Origin of the sequence: Vibrio sp. OPT20 (assembly GCF_963889365.1) — a bacterium.
Classification (GTDB): Bacteria; Pseudomonadota; Gammaproteobacteria; order Enterobacterales; family Vibrionaceae; genus Vibrio; species Vibrio splendidus.
Window position 1 is genome coordinate 71875 of the sequence record NZ_CAWPOA010000031.1, and the last position, 19018, is coordinate 90892.

The window sequence follows — 19018 nt, forward strand, 5'->3', positions numbered from 1 at the left end:
TCTTTGAATAGAAGACAAATAAAAACGCTGACTCTAAGTCAGCGTTTTTTTGTTTGTGGCTTTTGTATCTGATGCTGCCTACTTAAGTGACAGTACAAAACGACAATAGCAAGCGACAATAACAAGCTACTTGGAAAGAGACTAAAGCAACTTCTTCAAACGATAGAGTTCTTCTAACGCTTGGCGAGGAGTTAAATCATCAGGGTCAACATTCGCTAGTGCTTGTTCTACTTCACTCGGTTCAGGTATCAGGCTCAGTTGGTTAGCGATATCAACGCCGCTTGGCTTTGATGTCGGAGAGTCGATACTCAATGCTTCTAACTGAGTCAGCTTCGCGCGTGCATTTTTGATTACCGCTTTCGGTACACCAGCTAAACCTGCAACCGCGAGGCCGTAAGATTTACTTGCTGCACCTTCTTGAACTGCGTGCATAAAGGCAATGCTGTCGCCATGTTCAACCGCATCTAAGTGTACGTTCGCTAAGGTTGGTATTTGGTTTGGCAGTTCAGTTAGCTCAAAGTAGTGCGTTGCAAACAGTGTCATCGCATTTATTTGATTGGCTAGCCATTCAGCACTTGCCCAAGCCAGAGACAGACCATCGTAAGTACTGGTACCACGACCAATTTCATCCATTAACACAAGGCTATTTGGTGTCGCGTTGTGCAGAATGTTTGCGGTTTCTGTCATCTCAACCATGAAGGTTGAACGACCCGAAGCCAAATCATCGGATGCGCCAATACGAGTAAAGATACGGTCGATAGAACCAATCGTCGCGCTTTCTGCTGGAACATAACAACCAATATGAGCCATCAGCGCAATGAGTGCGGTCTGACGCATGTAGGTCGACTTACCACCCATGTTTGGACCTGTAATGATCAGCATCTTACGTTGATCGTTGAGGTCGATAGGGTTAGCAATAAAGGGTTCGTCCATCACTTGTTCAACAACAGGGTGACGACCAGCCTGAATTTGTACACCAGCAGACTCTGTCATTGTTGGACGACAGTAATCAAGGGTGTCTGCACGTTCAGCTAAGTTCTGTAGAACATCAAGCTGAGACACTGAAGATGCAATGTTTTGCAGTCGCTCTAAATAAGGCAATAACAAATCAAACAGCTCTTCCCACAACTTCTTCTCGATAGCTAGGGCTTTCGATTTAGAGCTGAGAACTTTGTCTTCGTGCTCTTTCAGCTCAGGAATAATGTAACGTTCTGCATTTTTCAGCGTTTGGCGGCGAACATAGTGTGGTGGCACAAGATGGCTTTGTCCGCGGCTTACCTGAATGAAGAAACCGTGGACGTTGTTGTAGCCAACTTTTAGCGTGTCGATACCGTGACGTTCACGCTCTTCTTGCTCAAGCTTATCCAGAAACTCGGTTGCACCTGCAGCAAGGTCGCGCCATTCATCTAGCTCGGCGTTGTAGCCTTCTGCTATCACACCACCATCGCGGATAACCACGGGTGGGTTCTCTTTGATCGCACGCTCAAGCAGTTCAGATACTTCATCCACAGGCGAAGCATACTGAGCAAGCTGAGTTAGATATGGGTGTTTAAGTTGCGTTAGCGTTTCAGCAAGCTCTGGTAGGTATTCCATCGCTTGGCGAAGTCGTGCCATATCACGTGGACGTGCAGAGCGAAGGGCAAGACGAGCAAGAATACGTTCGATATCACCGATCTGTTTCAGCGTTGGTTGTAACTCTGTAAATAGAGCAAGATCTTTCATTTCACCAATCGCATCTAAGCGTTGGTCAAGAGCTGAAATATTACGCATGGGTTGATGTAGCCAACGCTTAAGCATACGGCTACCCATAGCCGTCGCGGTGTGGTCAAGCACTTCAGATAGGGTGTTATCGGTGCCGCCACTAAGATTTTGGGTGATCTCCAAATTACGGCGAGTAGCCGCATCAAGGATCACAGAATGATCTTGCTTATCCATTGTGAGTGAACGGATATGCGGAAGGGCAGTACGTTGCGTATCTTTAACGTATTGGATCAGACAACCCGCAGCGCATAAACCTAGTTTTGCGCTTTCAACACCAAAGCCAACTAAGTCACGAGTACCAAATTGTTGATTCAGTTGCTGCTTCGCTGTATCTAATTCAAATTCCCATACCGGGCGACGGCGATTGCCATTACGACTTGCCATCAAATTTACAGGTTCGAAATCTTCAGGGAACAGCAGTTCACGTGGTGACGTTCTTTGTAGCTCTGCCGCCATTGCTTCTTCGGTTTCCGGCTCACATAGTTGGAATCGACCAGAAGTAATATCAAGCGTCGCGTAGCCAAATTTACCATTGTGGTGGTAAATGGAGGCTATAAGGTTATCAACACGCTCAGAAAGCAGTGCTTCATCCGTTACTGTCCCTGGTGTCACAATTCTTACGACAGCGCGATCAACCGGGCCCTTTGAAGTTGCTGGATTACCAATCTGCTCACAAATTGCTACGGACTCGCCCAACTGCACTAACTTCGCAAGATAACCTTCCACGGCATGGTATGGAACGCCCGCCATAGGGATAGGCTCACCGTTTGAGGAGCCACGCTTAGTTAGTGAAATATCGAGGAGTTGAGAGGCTTTCTTAGCGTCATCGTAGAAAAGCTCGTAGAAATCTCCCATGCGGTAGAACAGCAAAATTTCTGGATTTTCTGCTTTTAGTTTTAGGTACTGCTGCATCATAGGAGTATGTTTTTGATCGGCTTTCACAGTTAACTTCTTTCGTTTATTTCTATTGCGGCTTAGGATACGTGAAAGCGTTTCGTGCGAAAAGCGACACATGCGAAAAGATGCAAATCCAAATGATATACATCTAGATAAGGGAAGCCAAAGATGCAGACGACTCAAGCTCTTAGTGAAAAACTCGGACACTTACTTGCGAAGCATAAACATGTATTAGTGACGGCTGAATCTTGCACTGGCGGTGGTGTTGCTAGCGCGGTAACGGACATCGCAGGGAGCTCCGCATGGTTTGACCGTGCTTTTGTGACCTACAGTAATGAAGCGAAACAAGAGATGATCGGTGTTCAGCTTGAAACCTTAGTTGAGTTTGGTGCTGTGAGTGAGCCGGTGGTTATAGAAATGGCTAACAGGGCACTACAACATTCAAACGGCACTATTTCTGTGTCTATCAGCGGTATTGCTGGCCCGGGCGGCGGCACGGAAGAGAAACCGGTAGGGACTGTGTGTTTTGCTTGGAAAGCAGTAAATGGGTGGAACAAAGTAGGAACGCATGTATTTACAGGCGATAGATCACAAGTACGCCAACAAGCTACGCACCATGCCTTACAAGTTATTTATGATTACCTATCAATGGAAGACAAGTAACATTTGTACAAATTATTTTCATACAGGTATGGACACTGTATGAATCAACAGTATAATAAAAGCCAATTAGTCACCCCTTTGTGGGTTAGAAATAGATTCTAAGTCGCTTGTTGAAACAACCGATTATGTGGAGATAGAAATGGACGAGAATAAACAAAAAGCGTTAGCTGCAGCCCTTGGTCAGATTGAAAAGCAATTTGGTAAAGGTTCTATCATGCGTCTTGGTGATAACCGCACAATGGACGTAGAAACTATTTCTACAGGTTCTCTATCTCTAGATATCGCACTAGGTGCTGGTGGCTTACCGATGGGACGTATCGTTGAAGTTTACGGTCCAGAATCATCAGGTAAAACAACGCTAACGCTTGAGCTTATTGCTGCAGCGCAGAGAGTGGGTAAAACGTGTGCATTCGTGGATGCGGAACACGCACTTGACCCTATCTACGCTCAAAAGTTGGGTGTTGATATCGATGCTTTGCTTGTATCTCAACCTGATACCGGTGAACAAGCTCTAGAAATCTGTGATGCACTGGCTCGTTCAGGTGCTATCGATGTTCTTGTTATTGACTCGGTTGCTGCACTAACACCTAAAGCTGAGATCGAAGGCGAAATGGGCGATAGCCACATGGGTCTTCAAGCGCGTATGCTTTCTCAAGCAATGCGTAAGCTGACAGGTAACCTTAAACAGTCTAACTGTATGGCTATCTTCATTAACCAAATTCGTATGAAAATTGGTGTGATGTTTGGTAACCCAGAAACAACAACCGGTGGTAATGCACTTAAGTTCTACGCATCTGTTCGTCTTGATATTCGCCGTACTGGTGCAATCAAAGATGGTGATGAAGTTGTTGGTAACGAGACTCGTATCAAGGTTGTTAAGAACAAGATTGCTGCACCATTCAAACAAGCTGAAACTCAAATCCTTTACGGCAAAGGCTTCAACCGCGAAGGTGAGCTTATCGATTTAGGTGTTAAGAATAAGCTAGTTGAGAAAGCGGGCGCTTGGTACAGCTACAAAGGCGACAAGATCGGCCAAGGTAAATCGAACTCTTGTAAGCACCTACGTGAAAACCCAGAGATCGCTCTGGAACTTGACACTAAGCTTCGCGAATTGCTACTGACTCCTGCTGTTCTTGAAGAAAAAGGCGCAGAGAAAGAAGAAGAAAACGAAGAGCTATAAGCTAACGGTTTATAGAGCGGGTGTTTGAAAGGAACATCCGCTTTGAAAGAATAGGAAGCCTCGCATATTTTATGCGGGGCTTTTTTGTCAAAGTATCTGTCCCCATCCTTGCAGCGCCTTGCTAGATCTATTTGGTTGTTTGAGGTAGCTTGCCAATTTTTTGTTTGTTCCCTATCTGAGCTAGTGGAATATTCTTCATTTTATCGATTTCCAACTAAAATCCTGCCCAAGGGTGTCTTTTCTACAAGAAAACTAGTCGAAGCCTTAACCATGATCTACAATACGGCAAAATTCTAACTCGACTATTTTCAGGAAGAGCTGCATGTACATGAGCACTGATGAGGTTCGCAACGCGTTCCTTAAGTTCTTTGAGAGCAAAGAACACCAAATCGTAGACAGTTCATCGTTAGTTCCACATAACGATCCAACCCTGCTGTTCACTAACGCAGGTATGAACCAATTCAAAGATTGCTTCCTAGGCGCCGAAAAGCGTGCCTACACTCGAGCAACTACGGCTCAGCGTTGTGTACGTGCGGGTGGTAAACACAATGACCTTGAAAACGTAGGTTTCACGGCTCGTCACCACACATTCTTCGAAATGCTAGGTAACTTCAGCTTTGGCGATTACTTCAAAGAAGAAGCGATTGGGTTTGCTTGGGAATTCCTGACTGAAACACTAGGTCTGCCAAAAGATCGTCTGTTAGTAACGGTTTACGAGACAGATGACGAAGCATTCGAAATCTGGAACAAGAAAGTAGGCATCCCAGCTGACAAGATTGTTCGCATCGGCGACAAAGAAGGCGGCAAGAAGTTTGAATCTGATAACTTCTGGACAATGGGTGACACAGGTCCTTGTGGTCCATGTACTGAAATCTTCTACGATCACGGTGAGCACATTTGGGGCGGCCGTCCTGGTACACCTGAAGAAGATGGTGACCGTTTCATCGAGATCTGGAACAACGTATTCATGCAGTTCAATCGTCACGCTGATGGCACTATGGAACCGCTACCTAAGCCAGCTGTAGATACTGGTATGGGTATTGAGCGTATCTCTGCAATCATGCAGGGCGTTCACTCTAACTACGAAATTGATGTATTCCAAAAGCTAATCAAGGCGACAGCAGAAGTAGTAGGTCACGACGACCTATCTAACCAATCGCTGCGCGTTATTGCTGACCACATCCGTTCTTGTTCATTCCTAATCGCTGATGGCGTAATGCCTTCAAACGAAGGTCGTGGCTACGTTCTACGTCGTATTATTCGTCGTGCAGTTCGTCACGGTAACAAGATTGGTGCACAAGGCGTGTTCTTCCACAAACTTGTGGGTGTACTGGCTGAAGTGATGGGTTCTGCGGCTGAAGAGCTTAAGAAACAGCAAGAGCTTGTTGAAAAAGTACTTCGCATCGAAGAAGAGAACTTTGGTCGCACGCTAGAGCGTGGCATGGTTATCCTTAACGACGCATTAGACGCACTTGAAGGCAAAGAGCTTGACGGTGAAACAGTCTTCAAACTTTACGATACATACGGCTTCCCAGCTGACCTTACTAACGATGTAGCTCGTGAACGCGACTTTACTATCGATGAAGAAGGCTTTGAGAAGGCGATGGAAGCACAGCGTAAGCGTGCACGTGAAGCAGGCCAATTCGGTACTGATTACAACGCGACGATCAAAGTAGACACGAACACTGAGTTCTGTGGTTACACAGCGACTGAAGGTGCGGGTGAAATCTCTGCGCTATTTGTTGACGGCGAAGAAGTATCTTCACTATCGGCTGGCGACAAAGCAATCATCATCCTTGAAGAGACACCATTCTACGCTGAGTCAGGCGGTCAATGCGGTGACGCTGGTACGCTAAAAACAGCATCTGGTCTATTCAAAGTACAAGACACTCAGAAGCTAGGTAATGCATTTGCGCACCACGGTGAGCTAGTTGAAGGTGTATTTGCTCAAGGCGATAAAGTAGAAGCTATTGTTGACGCTGAGCGTCGTGCTGCTATTTCACTAAACCACTCTGCAACTCACTTACTTCACTCTGCACTGCGCGAAGTGCTAGGTGAGCACGTTGCACAAAAAGGTTCTTTAGTTAAGCCAGACAACCTACGTTTTGACTTTTCTAACCTTGAAGCGGTAACACCGGCACAGATTAAAGAAGTAGAGCGTTTGGTTAACGTACAAGTTCGTAAGAACCACGTGATTGAAACCAACATCATGGATATCGAGTCAGCGAAAGAAAAAGGTGCAATGGCACTGTTTGGCGAGAAGTACGATGATGAAGTTCGCGTTCTATCTATGGGCGATTTCTCGACTGAACTTTGTGGTGGTATCCACGCAAGCAACACGGGTGATATTGGTCTATTCAAGATCACTTCTGAAGGTGGTATTGCTGCGGGTATTCGTCGTATTGAAGCGGTAACGGGTGAAGCTGCTCTAGATGCAGTAGAAGCTCAGGCTAACGCTTACGAAGAGAAATTGGCTGAATCAGCTAAGAAAGCGAAATCGCTAGAGAAAGAAGTCCAACTGCTTAAAGAAAAGATGGCTGCTGCAGAAAGCGCAAATATCATGGGCAAAGTAGAAGACATCTCTGGTACTAAAGTTTTGGTTGCTGCAATTGAAGGCGCAGACAACAAGAACCTACGTACTATGGTTGATAACGCTAAAAACCAAGTAGGTAGCGGCATCATCCTGATTGCGAATATCGCAGACGGTAAAGTTGGCTTGATTGCTGGCGTAACCAAAGACCTTATCGGCAAAGTAAAAGCGGGTGACCTCGTTAAGATGGTTGCTGAGCAAGTTGGCGGTAAAGGCGGCGGTCGTCCAGATATGGCTCAAGCGGGCGGTACAGACGTTGAAGCGCTGCCTGAAGCGCTTAAATCTGTACGTACTTGGCTAGAAGAGCGTCTTTAAGCTTAAGTAATTGATATAAAGATGCCCAATCAGTTGATTGGGCATCTTTTATTTTGCCTATTGGAAGCGTGTTTAAACAAGGTTTGATTGAGATTAACCAAGAAGTCTAATGGTGGCGTTAGACTCCTTGGTTAATTTTTTATTGCTTCGCCCTGACGCGGAGTATGTGTTTTTTTGTCATATATAGACATTGGTCTTGGGAAGGTGAGGACGGGTGAAAATGCCTCTTATCGTGCAGAAATTTGGTGGAACGTCGGTGGGTTCAATAGAGCGGATCCATCATGTAGCAGAAAAAATCATTGAAGCGAAAAATGAAGGGAACCAGATCTTGGTTATCGTTTCTGCTATGTCAGGTGAAACAAATCGGTTAGTTAACTTAGCTTCACAAGTTGATAGCGTGCCAAACGCTAGAGAATTGGATGTGTTGTTAACGGCTGGAGAACAAGTTTCCATGGCTTTGTTGGCGATGACGTTGCACAAGTTGGGTTATGAAGCGACATCGATGACCGGCTATCAAGCCAAGATACACACCGATTCTAATCATAATAATGCGACGATTGAGCGTATTGATACCGCTCCTATTAGAGCGCTGTTAGATGATGACCAGATTGTCATTGTTGCAGGTTTTCAAGGTGTTAACGCGAAAGGTGATATCACAACCTTAGGGCGAGGTGGTTCAGATACCACGGCCGTTGCATTAGCGGGCGCGCTTCAAGCTAAAGAGTGTCAGATCTATACCGACGTTGATGGCGTATATTCCTGCGACCCTAGAGTGGTTAAGCAATCTAAAAAATTAGATACCTTAGACTTTCCCTCTATGGAAGAAATGGCTCGCAGAGGCGCTAAGGTTTTGCACCTTCCATGTGTTCAGCATGCGTGGCGACACAATGTACCACTAAGAGTACTTTCGAGTTTTGAAGAAGGCGAGGGCACTCTCATCGCGGGTAATGATTGTTTGAATGATATTGCTGGAATAGCCATTCAAAGAGATATGGTTCGCATCGAGTGTTTGAATCAAGATTTACCGTCTCTCATGTCGCATTGCCAGTTGTTAGGGATCGAAGTCTGTAGTGTGATCGAGGAAACAGAACGGGCAGCGCTCATTATCAAACCGGACATAAGTGCTAAATTAAAACTAGTTTTTGCTGAAAAAATCCGTAATAGTGAATATGTTAGTTTGTTAACTGTGGTAGGAAGCCGAACGCAAGAAATTGTGGTCAGTTCACATGGATTGTTGTCTGAAGGCGAAATTGATGTACAACATCACTTATTGCAGCAGCAGTCTTTAACTTTGGTGATATCACCAACGCAAGTCGATATAGCTGCTAACATATTACACAATGCATACATCGTAGCGCGTGAAACACAGGGTTATCTTAAAAAAGAAGTGCATTTTGGTTAAATAAACTCAATCGATAGTTTACGAAAATATAACTTTTGTTGGATAATGCTCTCGTAGCTAGATAAATTTAGAGATTACTCAAGGAGCAAAGAATGCTAATTTTGACTCGCCGTGTTGGCGAAACACTGATGATTGGTGATGAAGTAACAGTTACTGTACTAGGCGTTAAAGGTAACCAAGTACGTATTGGTGTTAACGCACCTAAAGAAGTATCTGTTCACCGTGAAGAGATCTACATGCGCATTCAAGCTGAAAAAGGTAATGGTAACGTTGCATCTGGCAACTACTAATACTTTTGCGTAGAAGAGGGGCTAGCATTGTTGCTAGCCTTTTTTGATCTTGGGGTGCACATAATCACAACTTAGCAATAGGTTGATTCACTAGCTGGTTTAGTTTTAGATGCTGGATGGAGTGCTTGATATAGAAAAGCCAAGCCACCAGAGTTAACTCTTATTGAAGCATCATGATATTTGTTTGCCATAGTTCAAGTTTTACTGACTTGCCCTATGGCGAAATAGAGCATCCCGTAGTATGGTGCAAACAGCAGTGACACTTACTGCGAGATAAATTAGATAATTGTTTTCCGCTGTTAATTATTGCCAATCTTTCACCTTAATTTTTAAGGGAAAAAGCGCTAATTGGATGTTATAAGTTCAATTTGCAAGCGCTTTGATTAAATTGCAAACGGTTGAATGTTTTTGTCCGGTTTTTTTCAATAAAGTGTTTGACATATTTTCGGTAAAACGTAATATGTGCCTCCGCAAGACGGTGAGGTGGCCGAGAGGCCGAAGGCGCTCCCCTGCTAAGGGAGTATGTGGTTTATAGCCGCATCGAGGGTTCGAATCCCTCCCTCACCGCCATTTCTTGCACGTTTGAATTTGCAAGCAAACACAGAAGTAACAATGTGCGCCCTTAGCTCAGCTGGATAGAGTACCTGGCTACGAACCAGGCGGTCGGAGGTTCGAATCCTCCAGGGCGCACCATTCTTTAGATTACTTTGTTAAGAAGTAATGAATAAGAATAATGAATTAGGTGAGGTGGCCGAGTGGCCGAAGGCGCTCCCCTGCTAAGGGAGTATGTGGTTTGTAGCCGCATCGAGGGTTCGAATCCCTCCCTCACCGCCATTCATTACAGGCCTATGGCCTTTTTTTTGTTTCGTAGAAACAAGAATGTGATATATTTCACAACTTCTTCACTTGAAGATACCGTGCGCCCTTAGCTCAGCTGGATAGAGTACCTGGCTACGAACCAGGCGGTCGGAGGTTCGAATCCTCCAGGGCGCACCACTATTTAGGGTTTTCATTAATCCTGATGTTGAATATTTAGTTTTGCTTTATTGCCTTAGCTAAAAGCTCAGTGTCGAAACCGTTGCGCCCTTAGCTCAGCTGGATAGAGTACCTGGCTACGAACCAGGCGGTCGGAGGTTCGAATCCTCCAGGGCGCACCACTATTTAGGGTTTTCACTAATCCTGATGTTGAATGTTTAGTTTTGCTTTATAGTCTTAACTGCTTTATTGCTTTAACTAACAGCTTAATATCGAAACCGTTGCGCCCTTAGCTCAGCTGGATAGAGTACCTGGCTACGAACCAGGCGGTCGGAGGTTCGAATCCTCCAGGGCGCACCACTTTTAGGGTTTTCACTAATCCTGATGTTGAACGTTTAGTTTTGCTTTATTGCTTTATTGCTTTAACTAACAATTTGATATCGAAACCGTTGCGCCCTTAGCTCAGCTGGATAGAGTACCTGGCTACGAACCAGGCGGTCGGAGGTTCGAATCCTCCAGGGCGCACCACTATTTAGGGTTTTCATTAATCCTGATGTTGAACGTTTAGTTTTGCTTTATAGTCTTAACTGCTTTATTGCCTTAACTAACAGCTTAATATCGAAACCGTTGCGCCCTTAGCTCAGCTGGATAGAGTACCTGGCTACGAACCAGGCGGTCGGAGGTTCGAATCCTCCAGGGCGCACCACTATTTAGGGTTTTCATTAATCCTGATGTTGAACGTTTAGTTTTGCTTTATTGCCTTAACTGACAGCTTAATATCGAAACCGTTGCGCCCTTAGCTCAGCTGGATAGAGTACCTGGCTACGAACCAGGCGGTCGGAGGTTCGAATCCTCCAGGGCGCACCACCTTATTAAAGAAAGCCTCGTTTATACGAGGCTTTTTTTATGCCTGCTGCAAATTTGTTGCGATAATGTTAAATTTTGTCGTTGTTTAACTTGTTGTATTTAAAGTAATTCTTGATTGCTTCTTTGTTATTCCACCTTTCTCATATCATTTCTAAGAAAAGCCCCGTTTAAGTCACAGTTTAAATATCTATAAATGACGTATTTGACAGATTTATGTGATCTGATAGGCGAATAATTAACCTTATGTGTGCGTTATCCGTAACAGAACCTTAAACAAAATTGACAAACTTTTACCAATCGAGATAATCCATGGGTCGGGATCACTATTCGCTGAAATCCTGCACGTATGTCAGGATGACGAAGAAAGGAAGCAACATGACTAATATTGGAAGCCTGCTAGGAGATGCGGCGACTCTAATGATAACGGGGATGTCCGTTGTCTTTATTTTCCTAACTATTCTAGTTTACCTCGTTCGGTTGATGTCAAAACTGGTACCAGAAGAAGTACCAGAGCCGATCGCAGCACCTAAAAAAATTAAAAAATCACAATCAAACCCTTCAGCTGTTAGTCCACAGGTAGTGGCAGCAATTTCGGCCGCGGTTCATCAATACCGTGCGTCTACTGCTAAGTAGCATTTAAAGGATTAAAAAGGAGTTTATGAGCATGTCTAAACCACTAGCTATCACAGATGTGGTACTTCGTGACGCGCACCAGTCACTATTTGCTACTCGTATGCGTATCGAAGATATGCTGCCAATTGCGGCAGAACTGGATAAAGTCGGTTACTGGTCTTTAGAGACTTGGGGCGGCGCAACGTTTGATTCGTGTATTCGTTTTCTAGGAGAAGATCCGTGGGAGCGCTTGCGTGAGCTGAAAAAAGCGATGCCAAACACACCAATGCAGATGCTACTGCGTGGTCAAAATTTATTGGGTTACCGTCACTACGCGGATGATGTAGTAGAGAAATTTGTGGAACGTGCCCATAAGAACGGCATGGATGTATTCCGTATTTTTGATGCGATGAATGACGTACGTAACTTTGAAACAGCAGTGAAAGCAACGATTGATGTTGGTGGTCACGCTCAAGGTACGTTGTCTTACACAACCAGTCCGGTTCACAACTCAGATACTTGGGTTGATTTAGCTAAGCGCCTAGAGGACCTAGGTTGTCACTCACTATGTATCAAAGATATGTCAGGTTTATTAAAGCCGTATGAAGCGGAAGAGCTGATTACACGTATCAAAGCATCGTGTGACGTTCCTCTAGCGCTGCATAGCCACGCGACAACCGGTCTATCGACTGCAACAGCGGTTAAAGCCGTTGAAGCGGGTATCGATATTCTAGACACCGCTATTTCTTCAATGAGCTGTACTTACGGTCACACGCCAACCGAAACGGTTGTTGCGATGTTAGAAGGTACAGAGCGTGATACCAATCTTAAGCTTGATCAGATCGAACCCATCGCGGCTTACTTCCGTGATGTACGTAAAAAGTACGCGAAATGGGAAGGTCAGCTAAAAGGTGTTGATTCACGTATCTTGATTGCTCAGGTTCCTGGCGGCATGTTAACCAACATGGAAGGCCAGCTTAAAGAACAGGGCGCAGCCGATCGTATGGATGAAGTGCTCGAAGAGATCCCTCGCGTACGTAAAGAGCTGGGTTACATTCCTTTGGTAACACCTACTTCTCAGATTGTTGGTACTCAAGCGGTTATCAACGTTCTAACGGGTGAGCGCTACAAGAGCATCACTAAAGAGACTGCTGGTCTACTGAAAGGTGAATACGGTCAAGCGCCTGCTGAGGTTGATGCTGAACTGCAAGCGAAAGTGTTAGATGGTGCAGAGCCAATCACGTGTCGTCCTGCTGATTTACTTAAGTCTGAAATGGATACGTTAACGACAGACCTTTTAGAAAAAGCGAAATCAGATGGCATTTCACTCGCTGAAGATACCGTTGATGATGTACTGACATACGCACTTTTCCCACAAGTCGGCCTTAAGTTCCTTAAGAACCGTCGTAACCCTGAAGCATTTGAACCTGCACCAACTGCAGAAACGGCAGCTCCTACTGCGGCACCACAGCCTGTTGCAGGTAGCATTGAAAGCTACAGCGTGAAGGTTGATGGTCAAGTTTATGATGTTGAAGTCGGGCCACAAGGCGAACTGACATCAGTATCTCCATCAGCGAAACCAGCACAAGCGTCTCAAGCAGCACCAGTTGCGGCTTCTGATGCAGAAGCGGTTCCAGCTCCATTAGCAGGCAACATCTTCAAAGTGATCGTTCAGCCTGGTGCAGAAGTGGCTGAAGGCGATGTGCTACTGATCTTGGAAGCGATGAAAATGGAAACGGAAGTTCGTGCTGCTCGTGGTGGTATCGTTCAGGAATTGAATGTTAAAGAAGGCGATGCAGTTACTGTAGGCGCTCCACTACTAAGCTTAGCGTAAGGGAGTACCATGGAAGGATTGATGACCTTATGGTCTGAAACAGGGATTGCTAACTTTGAGTTCGGCCAGATTTGTATGATGCTGGTCGGTTGCTTATTGTTGTTTTTGGCAATTCGTAAAGGGTTTGAACCGTTACTTTTATTACCGATTGGGTTTGGTGCTGTATTAGCAAATATTCCAAATGCTGGGTTTACTGATCCCGGTGGTTTGCTTTACTACGTTTACTACATTGGTATTGAAACGGGTATTTTCCCACTGCTGATCTTTATGGGTGTTGGTGCAATGACGGACTTCGGTGCGTTGATTGCTAACCCTAAAACGTTATGGCTAGGGGCTGCGGCTCAGTTTGGTATCTTCGCAACGCTATTTGGTGCGATCTTGCTGAACTATGTTCCAGGAATGGAATTCTCAATGGCAGATGCTTCGTCAATTGCGATCATTGGTGGTGCCGATGGCCCAACCGCGATCTTCTTGGCGAGTAAGTTATCTCCTGACCTACTAGGTGCCATTGCGGTTGCGGCTTATAGCTACATGGCTTTGGTTCCTATTATTCAGCCACCTATCATGAAAGCGCTAACGACGCCGGAAGAACGCAAGATTAAGATGGCGCAGTTACGTCACGTTGGTAAAGCCGAGAAGATCCTTTTCCCGCTTGCTGTACTACTGATGACGATTCTGTTCCTACCTTCAGCAACACCTCTAGTAGGTATGTTCTGCTTGGGTAACTTAATGCGTGAAGCGGGTGTGGTTGATCGCCTTTCAAAAACAGCTCAAAACGAACTGATTAACGTCGTAACTATTTTCCTAGGCCTAGGTGTTGGTTCTAAGCTTCAAGCGGACACGTTCTTGAACTTAGAGACGCTGGGTATTTTAGGTTTAGGTGCGGTGGCGTTTAGTATTGGTACGGCGGGTGGCGTGTTAATGGCGAAGTTGCTTAATCGCTTCTCTAAAGAAGACATCAACCCATTGATTGGCGCGGCTGGTGTATCAGCGGTTCCGATGGCGGCTCGTGTGGTAAACAAGGTTGGTCTTGAGGCAAACCCTCAAAACTTCTTGTTGATGCATGCGATGGGCCCGAACGTGGCAGGTGTACTTGGTAGTGCGGTTGCGGCGGGTATTCTATTAGCTCTAGTGGGCTAGTAGGTTCCTAGGTCACGTATCGTTACGTTAATTGGTCGTCAATTTACGAATGAGCGGTTAACTTAGCCTTATTAAATGGTTTATAGTCAAAGGGATGCTTTCGCATCCCTTTCTTTTTATCAATTAGGGTGCTTGCTCATCAGGGCTTTTATCAATCAAGGAAATGTGGAAATGGAAAATAAACAGATAGCGATTACTCAATTCGGCGGTGTCGAAAACCTCAGTATTCAAACCCGTGCTATTCCTGAGCCTAAGGCTGGAGAAGTCGTGGTTAAAGTTTCCTTTTCGGGCATTAATCCGATTGATGTTAAAACCCGTGCAGGTCTAGGTTGGGCTGCAGCACAGAACAAAGATAACCTGCCTTGGGTACCTGGTTATGACATTTCAGGGCAAATTGTCACCCTAGGCGAACAGGCTGAGCGCTTTACGGTTGGCGACAACGTGGCAGGCTTTATTGGTTTCCCACTGCAAGGTGGCGGTTACAGCCAATATGTGTGTGTCCCAGAAGCGGCATTAAGCATGGTTCCTGATTCGGTGACTCTAGAAGCGGCCGCAGCATTACCATTAGCCAGTCAAACAGCAGCCCAAGCGCTCAACAAAGCTGAAGTGAAAGAGGGCGATCGCGTACTTATCTTAGCGGGTGCTGGCGGTGTTGGTCATCTAGCGGTTCAAATCGCCGTGGCAGCGAAAGCCGAGGTTTACACAACTTGTAGCGAAGCGAATCTTGATTACTTAGCAACGCTAGGCGCTCATGCGATTAACTATAAGTTTGCGCCAGCATCGGAAAGAGTCTCTGATGTTGATGTGCTGATTGATTTGGTTGGTGGCGATACCGCTCTCGATGCATTGAAGTGTCTAAAAGATGGCGCAAGAGTGGTGACAGTCCCAACTTTATCTGCAGAATTGATCTGCGAAAAAGCAACATTATTAGGCTTTACTGCATCAGGCATGCTGGTTGAGCCAAACCCAGAGCAAATGGAAACTATGCTGTACATGGTCAGTGTTGGATTGCTCAAAACAGAAATTCAAGGTATCTACCAGTTAGACGAAGCGCAGTCAGCTCATCTACAGGTTGAAACCGGACATACCAGAGGCAAGGTACTACTTAAAATGCAAGAAGGTTGATAGGCAGTGCTAGAGTTTTTTAATTCTCTGTTTGAAAACATAGCGCTGTGGTTCTCTGACTCGGCGCTGTGGGTACTCTTTATTAGTGGCTTCTTGAGTGCCACATTATTGCCCGGGGGATCAGAAGCGAGCCTTGTGGCAGCCTTGAGCTTAGATCAGTTCTCAACATCATCGATCATTTTGCTGGCGACACTTGGTAATACCTTAGGCGGCCTGACCAATTATTGGATTGGTTTGTGGTTGCCTAATCGAACTCAATCTGAAAAGCATGGTCATAAGGCTATGGCTTGGCTGAGCCGTTATGGCTACTGGACATTGTTATTCAGTTGGTTACCCATCATTGGTGATCCTTTATGTCTGGCTGCGGGTTGGCTGAGAATGAAATTTATCCCTAGCGTTATTTTGATAGCGATTGGCAAAGCCGCTCGCTACAGCTTACTTGCTGCTATCTACTTCGGTTTTTTCTAAGGAGAACCTATGAAAAAGGTTTTACTTGGTACATTTTCTCTTATCGCCATTGCTGGCTGTTCTTACAATGTACCTAGCTCAACACCCTTCTTTTCCTCGTTACCGGAAGGCGTCACTCTGTTAGAAGAGGTTAAGCCTTCTAAAGATAAAGTCGTGATTCCTTATGCGAAGTATCAGCTTGAAAACGGCTTGACCGTTATTCTTTCTCCTGATGATTCTGATCCACTTGTTCATGTTGATGTGACCTATCATGTGGGTTCTGCTCGTGAACAGATTGGCAAATCAGGCTTTGCTCACTTCTTTGAACACATGATGTTCCAAGGCTCAGAGAACGTCGGTGATCAACAGCACTTTAAGATCATCACCGAAGCGGGTGGTTCGTTAAATGGCACCACCAACCGTGACCGAACTAATTACTTTGAAACCGTTCCTTCTAACCAACTCGAAAAAATGTTGTGGTTAGAATCAGACAGAATGGGTTTCTTGCTAGATGCGGTTTCTCAAAAGAAATTTGAGGTGCAAAGAGGCACGGTTAAGAATGAGCGAGCGCAAAGCTACGAAAACCGCCCTTACGGCTTGATGTGGGAGCGCATGGGTGAAGCACTGTATCCAGAAGGTCACCCTTACTCGTGGCAACCAATCGGTTATGTTGAAGACTTAGATCGTGTTGATGTGAATGACCTTAAGGCATTTTTCTTACGTTGGTATGGCCCAAACAATGCCGTGTTAACTATCGGTGGTGATATCGACGTTGATGACACGCTAGAGTGGGTTAACAAGTACTTTGGCCCTATCCCTCAAGGACCTGAAGTTAAGGCGGCAGAGAAGCAACCTGCAGTGCTGACTGAAGACAAGTACATCACCTTGAAAGATAATATTCGTCAGCCGATGGTGCTAGTTGGATGGCCAACAACGTATCGTGGGGAAGAGACGCAGGCTTCATTGAATGCACTGTCCAACGTGTTAGGTTCTGGCACCAACAGTTACTTGTATCAAAACCTCGTAAAAACGCAAAAAGCAGTGAGCGCAGGATCTTTCCATGATTGTGCTGAGCTTGCATGTACCATGTATGTGTATGCGATGGGTAATTCAGGTGAAAAAGGCGATTTGACGGTTCTAAACAAAGAGCTGATGGATACCTTAGATCAATTCTCGAAAGAGGGCGTTGAACAAGAGCGTTTAGATCAGATCACTGGTATGGCAGAAGCGGATGCAGTTTTTGCACTGCAAAGTGTTAAAGGCAAGGTTTCACAGCTTGCGTCTAACCAAACCTTCTATGGTCAGCCGGATCGCATTGAATCGCAACTCGATCAAATTCGAGCGGTTACTCCAGAAAGCGTAAGCAAGGCATACCAAGATTTCATCGAAGGCAAGCACAAGGTTACGTTGAGTGTGGTTCCTAAGAAAAAACTCGACTTAGCGGTTCGTGAGGCTACCTTTACCACACCTGCACGTACCCTTCCTGAATACAGTAAGGTGACGGAAGAGCAACTGGATTTCAGAAAGGCGCCAAACACATTTGACCGCAGCGTGATGCCAGAAGTGAACTTTGGTGTTGAAGCGACCATGCCTGAGCTGTATCGCATGCACTTTGCGAACGGCACTGACTTGATTGGTACCGTGACCAGTGAAACGCCGACAGTACAGCTACAAATTCAACTGCCTGCAGGCGAACGCTATGTTCGTAAAGGGCAAGAAGGCTTAGCGAACTTAACCGCTTCTATGATGGAAGAAGGTTCGACGAAACGAACGGTTGAAGAGTTACAGGCGACCTTAGATAAGCTTGGCAGCAGTGTCAGCATTAGCGCTGGAAGTTATACCACGGATATCTCGGTTTCAACGCTAGAGAAAAACCTGCCTCAAACCTTAGCGATCGTACAAGAGGTTCTGTTTGAGCCTAAGTTTGATGAGCAAGACTTTGAACGTGTTAAGAAGCAGATGCTTGAAGGTGTTGTCTATCAGCATCAACAACCAAGCTGGATGGCTTCTCAAGCAACCCGTGAAGTGCTATTTGGTGACAGTATTTTTGCTCGAGCAAGCGATGGCACCAAGGCGTCTCTATCGGAGCTAACCTTAGATGATGTGAAAAAATTCTATGCACAACACTACACACCGGAAGGTGCCAATATTGTTGTTGTGGGAGACATCTCGAAGAAAGAGGTGGGGAAACAGCTACAATTCTTTGAACAGTGGCAAGGCGATGCGGCACCACTAACGCGTCCGCAGATCATCAAAGAGCTTTCAGGACAACATCTGTATTTAGTAGATAAACCAGGTGCGCCACAAAGTATTGTTCGTTTGGTGCGTAAAGGTTTACCTTTTGATGCGACGGGTGAGTTGTATTTGAGCCAGTTGGCTAACTTCAATTTAGCCGGTAACTTCAATAGCCGTATTAACCAAAACTTACGTGAAGACAAAGCGTACACTTATGGTGCAAGCGGTTACTTCGCAAGTACACGTGAAACTGGTGCGGTAGTATTTAGTGCTCAAGTGAGAGCCAATGCGACGGTTCCATCGATTCAAGAGTTTATCTCTGAGCTAAATGAATTTAGTCAGAGTGGATTAACTGACGAAGAGGTGAAATTTATGCGCCTTGCCGTCGGTCAACAAGATGCGCTTAAATACGAAACACCAAGTCAAAAGGCCGGGTTGTTGAGTAATATTGTTGCGCTGAGCCTTGACGAAGATTACCTGCAACAACGTAATCAGATAGTTGAAACGGTCTCAAAAGAGACGTTAAACGAGCTATCTAAGAAATGGTTTGACCCGAATGATTATCAAATAATAGTTGTTGGCGACGCGGCTTCGCTTCGCCCTCAACTAGAAAAGTTAGATATTCCAATAGAAGAGCTTGAAATCATTCGTTAGAGTACACATTAAAGGGGGAGGGAAAAGACTC

General features: G+C 45.4%; 12 protein-coding genes and 9 tRNA genes. 20 read left to right on the plus strand and 1 reads right to left on the minus strand.

The features are described from left to right. Positions 1–141: 141 nt before the first annotated feature. Positions 142–2703, minus strand: coding sequence for a DNA mismatch repair protein MutS (gene mutS / locus AACR09_RS01525; protein ID WP_017092190.1), 2562 nt, complete (start codon positions 2701–2703; stop codon positions 142–144). Positions 2704–2826: 123 nt separating this feature from the next. On the opposite strand from mutS, the gene pncC reads away from it, so the two are divergent. From pncC to AACR09_RS01625, 20 genes are all read left to right on the plus strand, one after another. Beyond that, a complete protein-coding gene (gene pncC / locus AACR09_RS01530) occupies positions 2827–3321 on the plus strand; it encodes a nicotinamide-nucleotide amidase (RefSeq protein ID WP_193835911.1) in 495 nt (164 codons plus the stop codon). Positions 3322–3460: 139 nt separating this feature from the next. Next, positions 3461–4501, plus strand: a complete 1041-nt coding sequence (gene recA, locus AACR09_RS01535) for a recombinase RecA (RefSeq protein ID WP_004735435.1) — start codon at positions 3461–3463, stop codon at positions 4499–4501. Positions 4502–4823: 322 nt separating this feature from the next. After that, on the plus strand, positions 4824–7406 hold the full coding sequence (gene alaS / locus AACR09_RS01540) for an alanine--tRNA ligase (RefSeq protein WP_193835912.1): 2583 nt from the start codon (positions 4824–4826) through the stop codon (positions 7404–7406). Between the two features lie 220 nt (positions 7407–7626). Then, a complete protein-coding gene (locus tag AACR09_RS01545) occupies positions 7627–8808 on the plus strand; it encodes an aspartate kinase (RefSeq protein ID WP_193836205.1) in 1182 nt (393 codons plus the stop codon). A 92-nt stretch (positions 8809–8900) separates the two neighbouring features. Then, positions 8901–9098, plus strand: a complete 198-nt coding sequence (csrA, locus tag AACR09_RS01550; protein WP_004415691.1) for a carbon storage regulator CsrA — start codon at positions 8901–8903, stop codon at positions 9096–9098. A 477-nt stretch (positions 9099–9575) separates the two neighbouring features. Continuing rightward, a tRNA-Ser gene (locus AACR09_RS01555) sits at positions 9576–9668 on the plus strand. Positions 9669–9714: 46 nt separating this feature from the next. Further along, a tRNA-Arg gene (locus tag AACR09_RS01560) sits at positions 9715–9791 on the plus strand. A 48-nt stretch (positions 9792–9839) separates the two neighbouring features. Next, positions 9840–9932 (plus strand) — tRNA-Ser (locus AACR09_RS01565). Between the two features lie 85 nt (positions 9933–10017). After that, positions 10018–10094: transfer RNA gene (locus tag AACR09_RS01570), tRNA-Arg, on the plus strand. A gap of 84 nt (positions 10095–10178) precedes the next feature. Further along, positions 10179–10255, plus strand: a tRNA-Arg gene (locus AACR09_RS01575). A 101-nt stretch (positions 10256–10356) separates the two neighbouring features. Then, positions 10357–10433, plus strand: a tRNA-Arg gene (locus AACR09_RS01580). 91 nt (positions 10434–10524) lie between these two features. Then, positions 10525–10601, plus strand: a tRNA-Arg gene (locus AACR09_RS01585). Positions 10602–10702: 101 nt separating this feature from the next. Further along, positions 10703–10779, plus strand: a tRNA-Arg gene (locus AACR09_RS01590). 84 nt (positions 10780–10863) lie between these two features. Then, positions 10864–10940 (plus strand) — tRNA-Arg (locus AACR09_RS01595). Between the two features lie 375 nt (positions 10941–11315). After that, complete coding sequence (locus AACR09_RS01600; protein ID WP_010435831.1) at positions 11316–11573, plus strand: oxaloacetate decarboxylase subunit gamma; 258 nt, start codon at positions 11316–11318, stop codon at positions 11571–11573. Between the two features lie 31 nt (positions 11574–11604). Beyond that, positions 11605–13386: a sodium-extruding oxaloacetate decarboxylase subunit alpha gene (gene oadA, locus AACR09_RS01605; protein WP_193835913.1), complete on the plus strand. Its 1782-nt coding sequence runs from the start codon at positions 11605–11607 to the stop codon at positions 13384–13386. Between the two features lie 9 nt (positions 13387–13395). After that, positions 13396–14526 carry a sodium ion-translocating decarboxylase subunit beta gene (locus tag AACR09_RS01610; RefSeq protein WP_004735495.1) on the plus strand — a complete coding sequence of 377 codons (1131 nt, stop codon included), beginning with the start codon at positions 13396–13398 and terminating at the stop codon, positions 14524–14526. 171 nt (positions 14527–14697) lie between these two features. Then, on the plus strand, positions 14698–15651 hold the full coding sequence (locus AACR09_RS01615) for an NADP-dependent oxidoreductase (protein ID WP_193835914.1): 954 nt from the start codon (positions 14698–14700) through the stop codon (positions 15649–15651). A 6-nt stretch (positions 15652–15657) separates the two neighbouring features. Next, positions 15658–16119 (plus strand): YqaA family protein, encoded by a 462-nt coding sequence (locus AACR09_RS01620; RefSeq protein WP_004735497.1) that lies wholly within the window; start codon positions 15658–15660, stop codon positions 16117–16119. Positions 16120–16128: 9 nt separating this feature from the next. Continuing rightward, entirely contained in the window at positions 16129–18987 is a 2859-nt protein-coding gene (locus tag AACR09_RS01625; RefSeq protein WP_193835915.1) for a M16 family metallopeptidase, read from the plus strand. The last annotated feature ends 31 nt before the right edge of the window (positions 18988–19018 follow it).

Excerpts from the sequence above, each read along its gene's own strand:
- AACR09_RS01600 (WP_010435831.1), top strand. The coding sequence starts at position 11,316 with ATGACTAATATTGGAAGCCTGCTAGGAGATGCGGCGACTCTAATGATA.
- AACR09_RS01545 (WP_193836205.1), top strand. The coding sequence starts at position 7,627 with ATGCCTCTTATCGTGCAGAAATTTGGTGGAACGTCGGTGGGTTCAATA.
- AACR09_RS01615 (WP_193835914.1), top strand. The coding sequence starts at position 14,698 with ATGGAAAATAAACAGATAGCGATTACTCAATTCGGCGGTGTCGAAAAC.
- csrA (WP_004415691.1), top strand. The coding sequence starts at position 8,901 with ATGCTAATTTTGACTCGCCGTGTTGGCGAAACACTGATGATTGGTGAT.
- oadA (WP_193835913.1), top strand. The coding sequence starts at position 11,605 with ATGTCTAAACCACTAGCTATCACAGATGTGGTACTTCGTGACGCGCAC.
- recA (WP_004735435.1), top strand. The coding sequence starts at position 3,461 with ATGGACGAGAATAAACAAAAAGCGTTAGCTGCAGCCCTTGGTCAGATT.
- pncC (WP_193835911.1), top strand. The coding sequence starts at position 2,827 with ATGCAGACGACTCAAGCTCTTAGTGAAAAACTCGGACACTTACTTGCG.
- AACR09_RS01610 (WP_004735495.1), top strand. The coding sequence starts at position 13,396 with ATGGAAGGATTGATGACCTTATGGTCTGAAACAGGGATTGCTAACTTT.
- AACR09_RS01625 (WP_193835915.1), top strand. The coding sequence starts at position 16,129 with ATGAAAAAGGTTTTACTTGGTACATTTTCTCTTATCGCCATTGCTGGC.
- alaS (WP_193835912.1), top strand. The coding sequence starts at position 4,824 with ATGTACATGAGCACTGATGAGGTTCGCAACGCGTTCCTTAAGTTCTTT.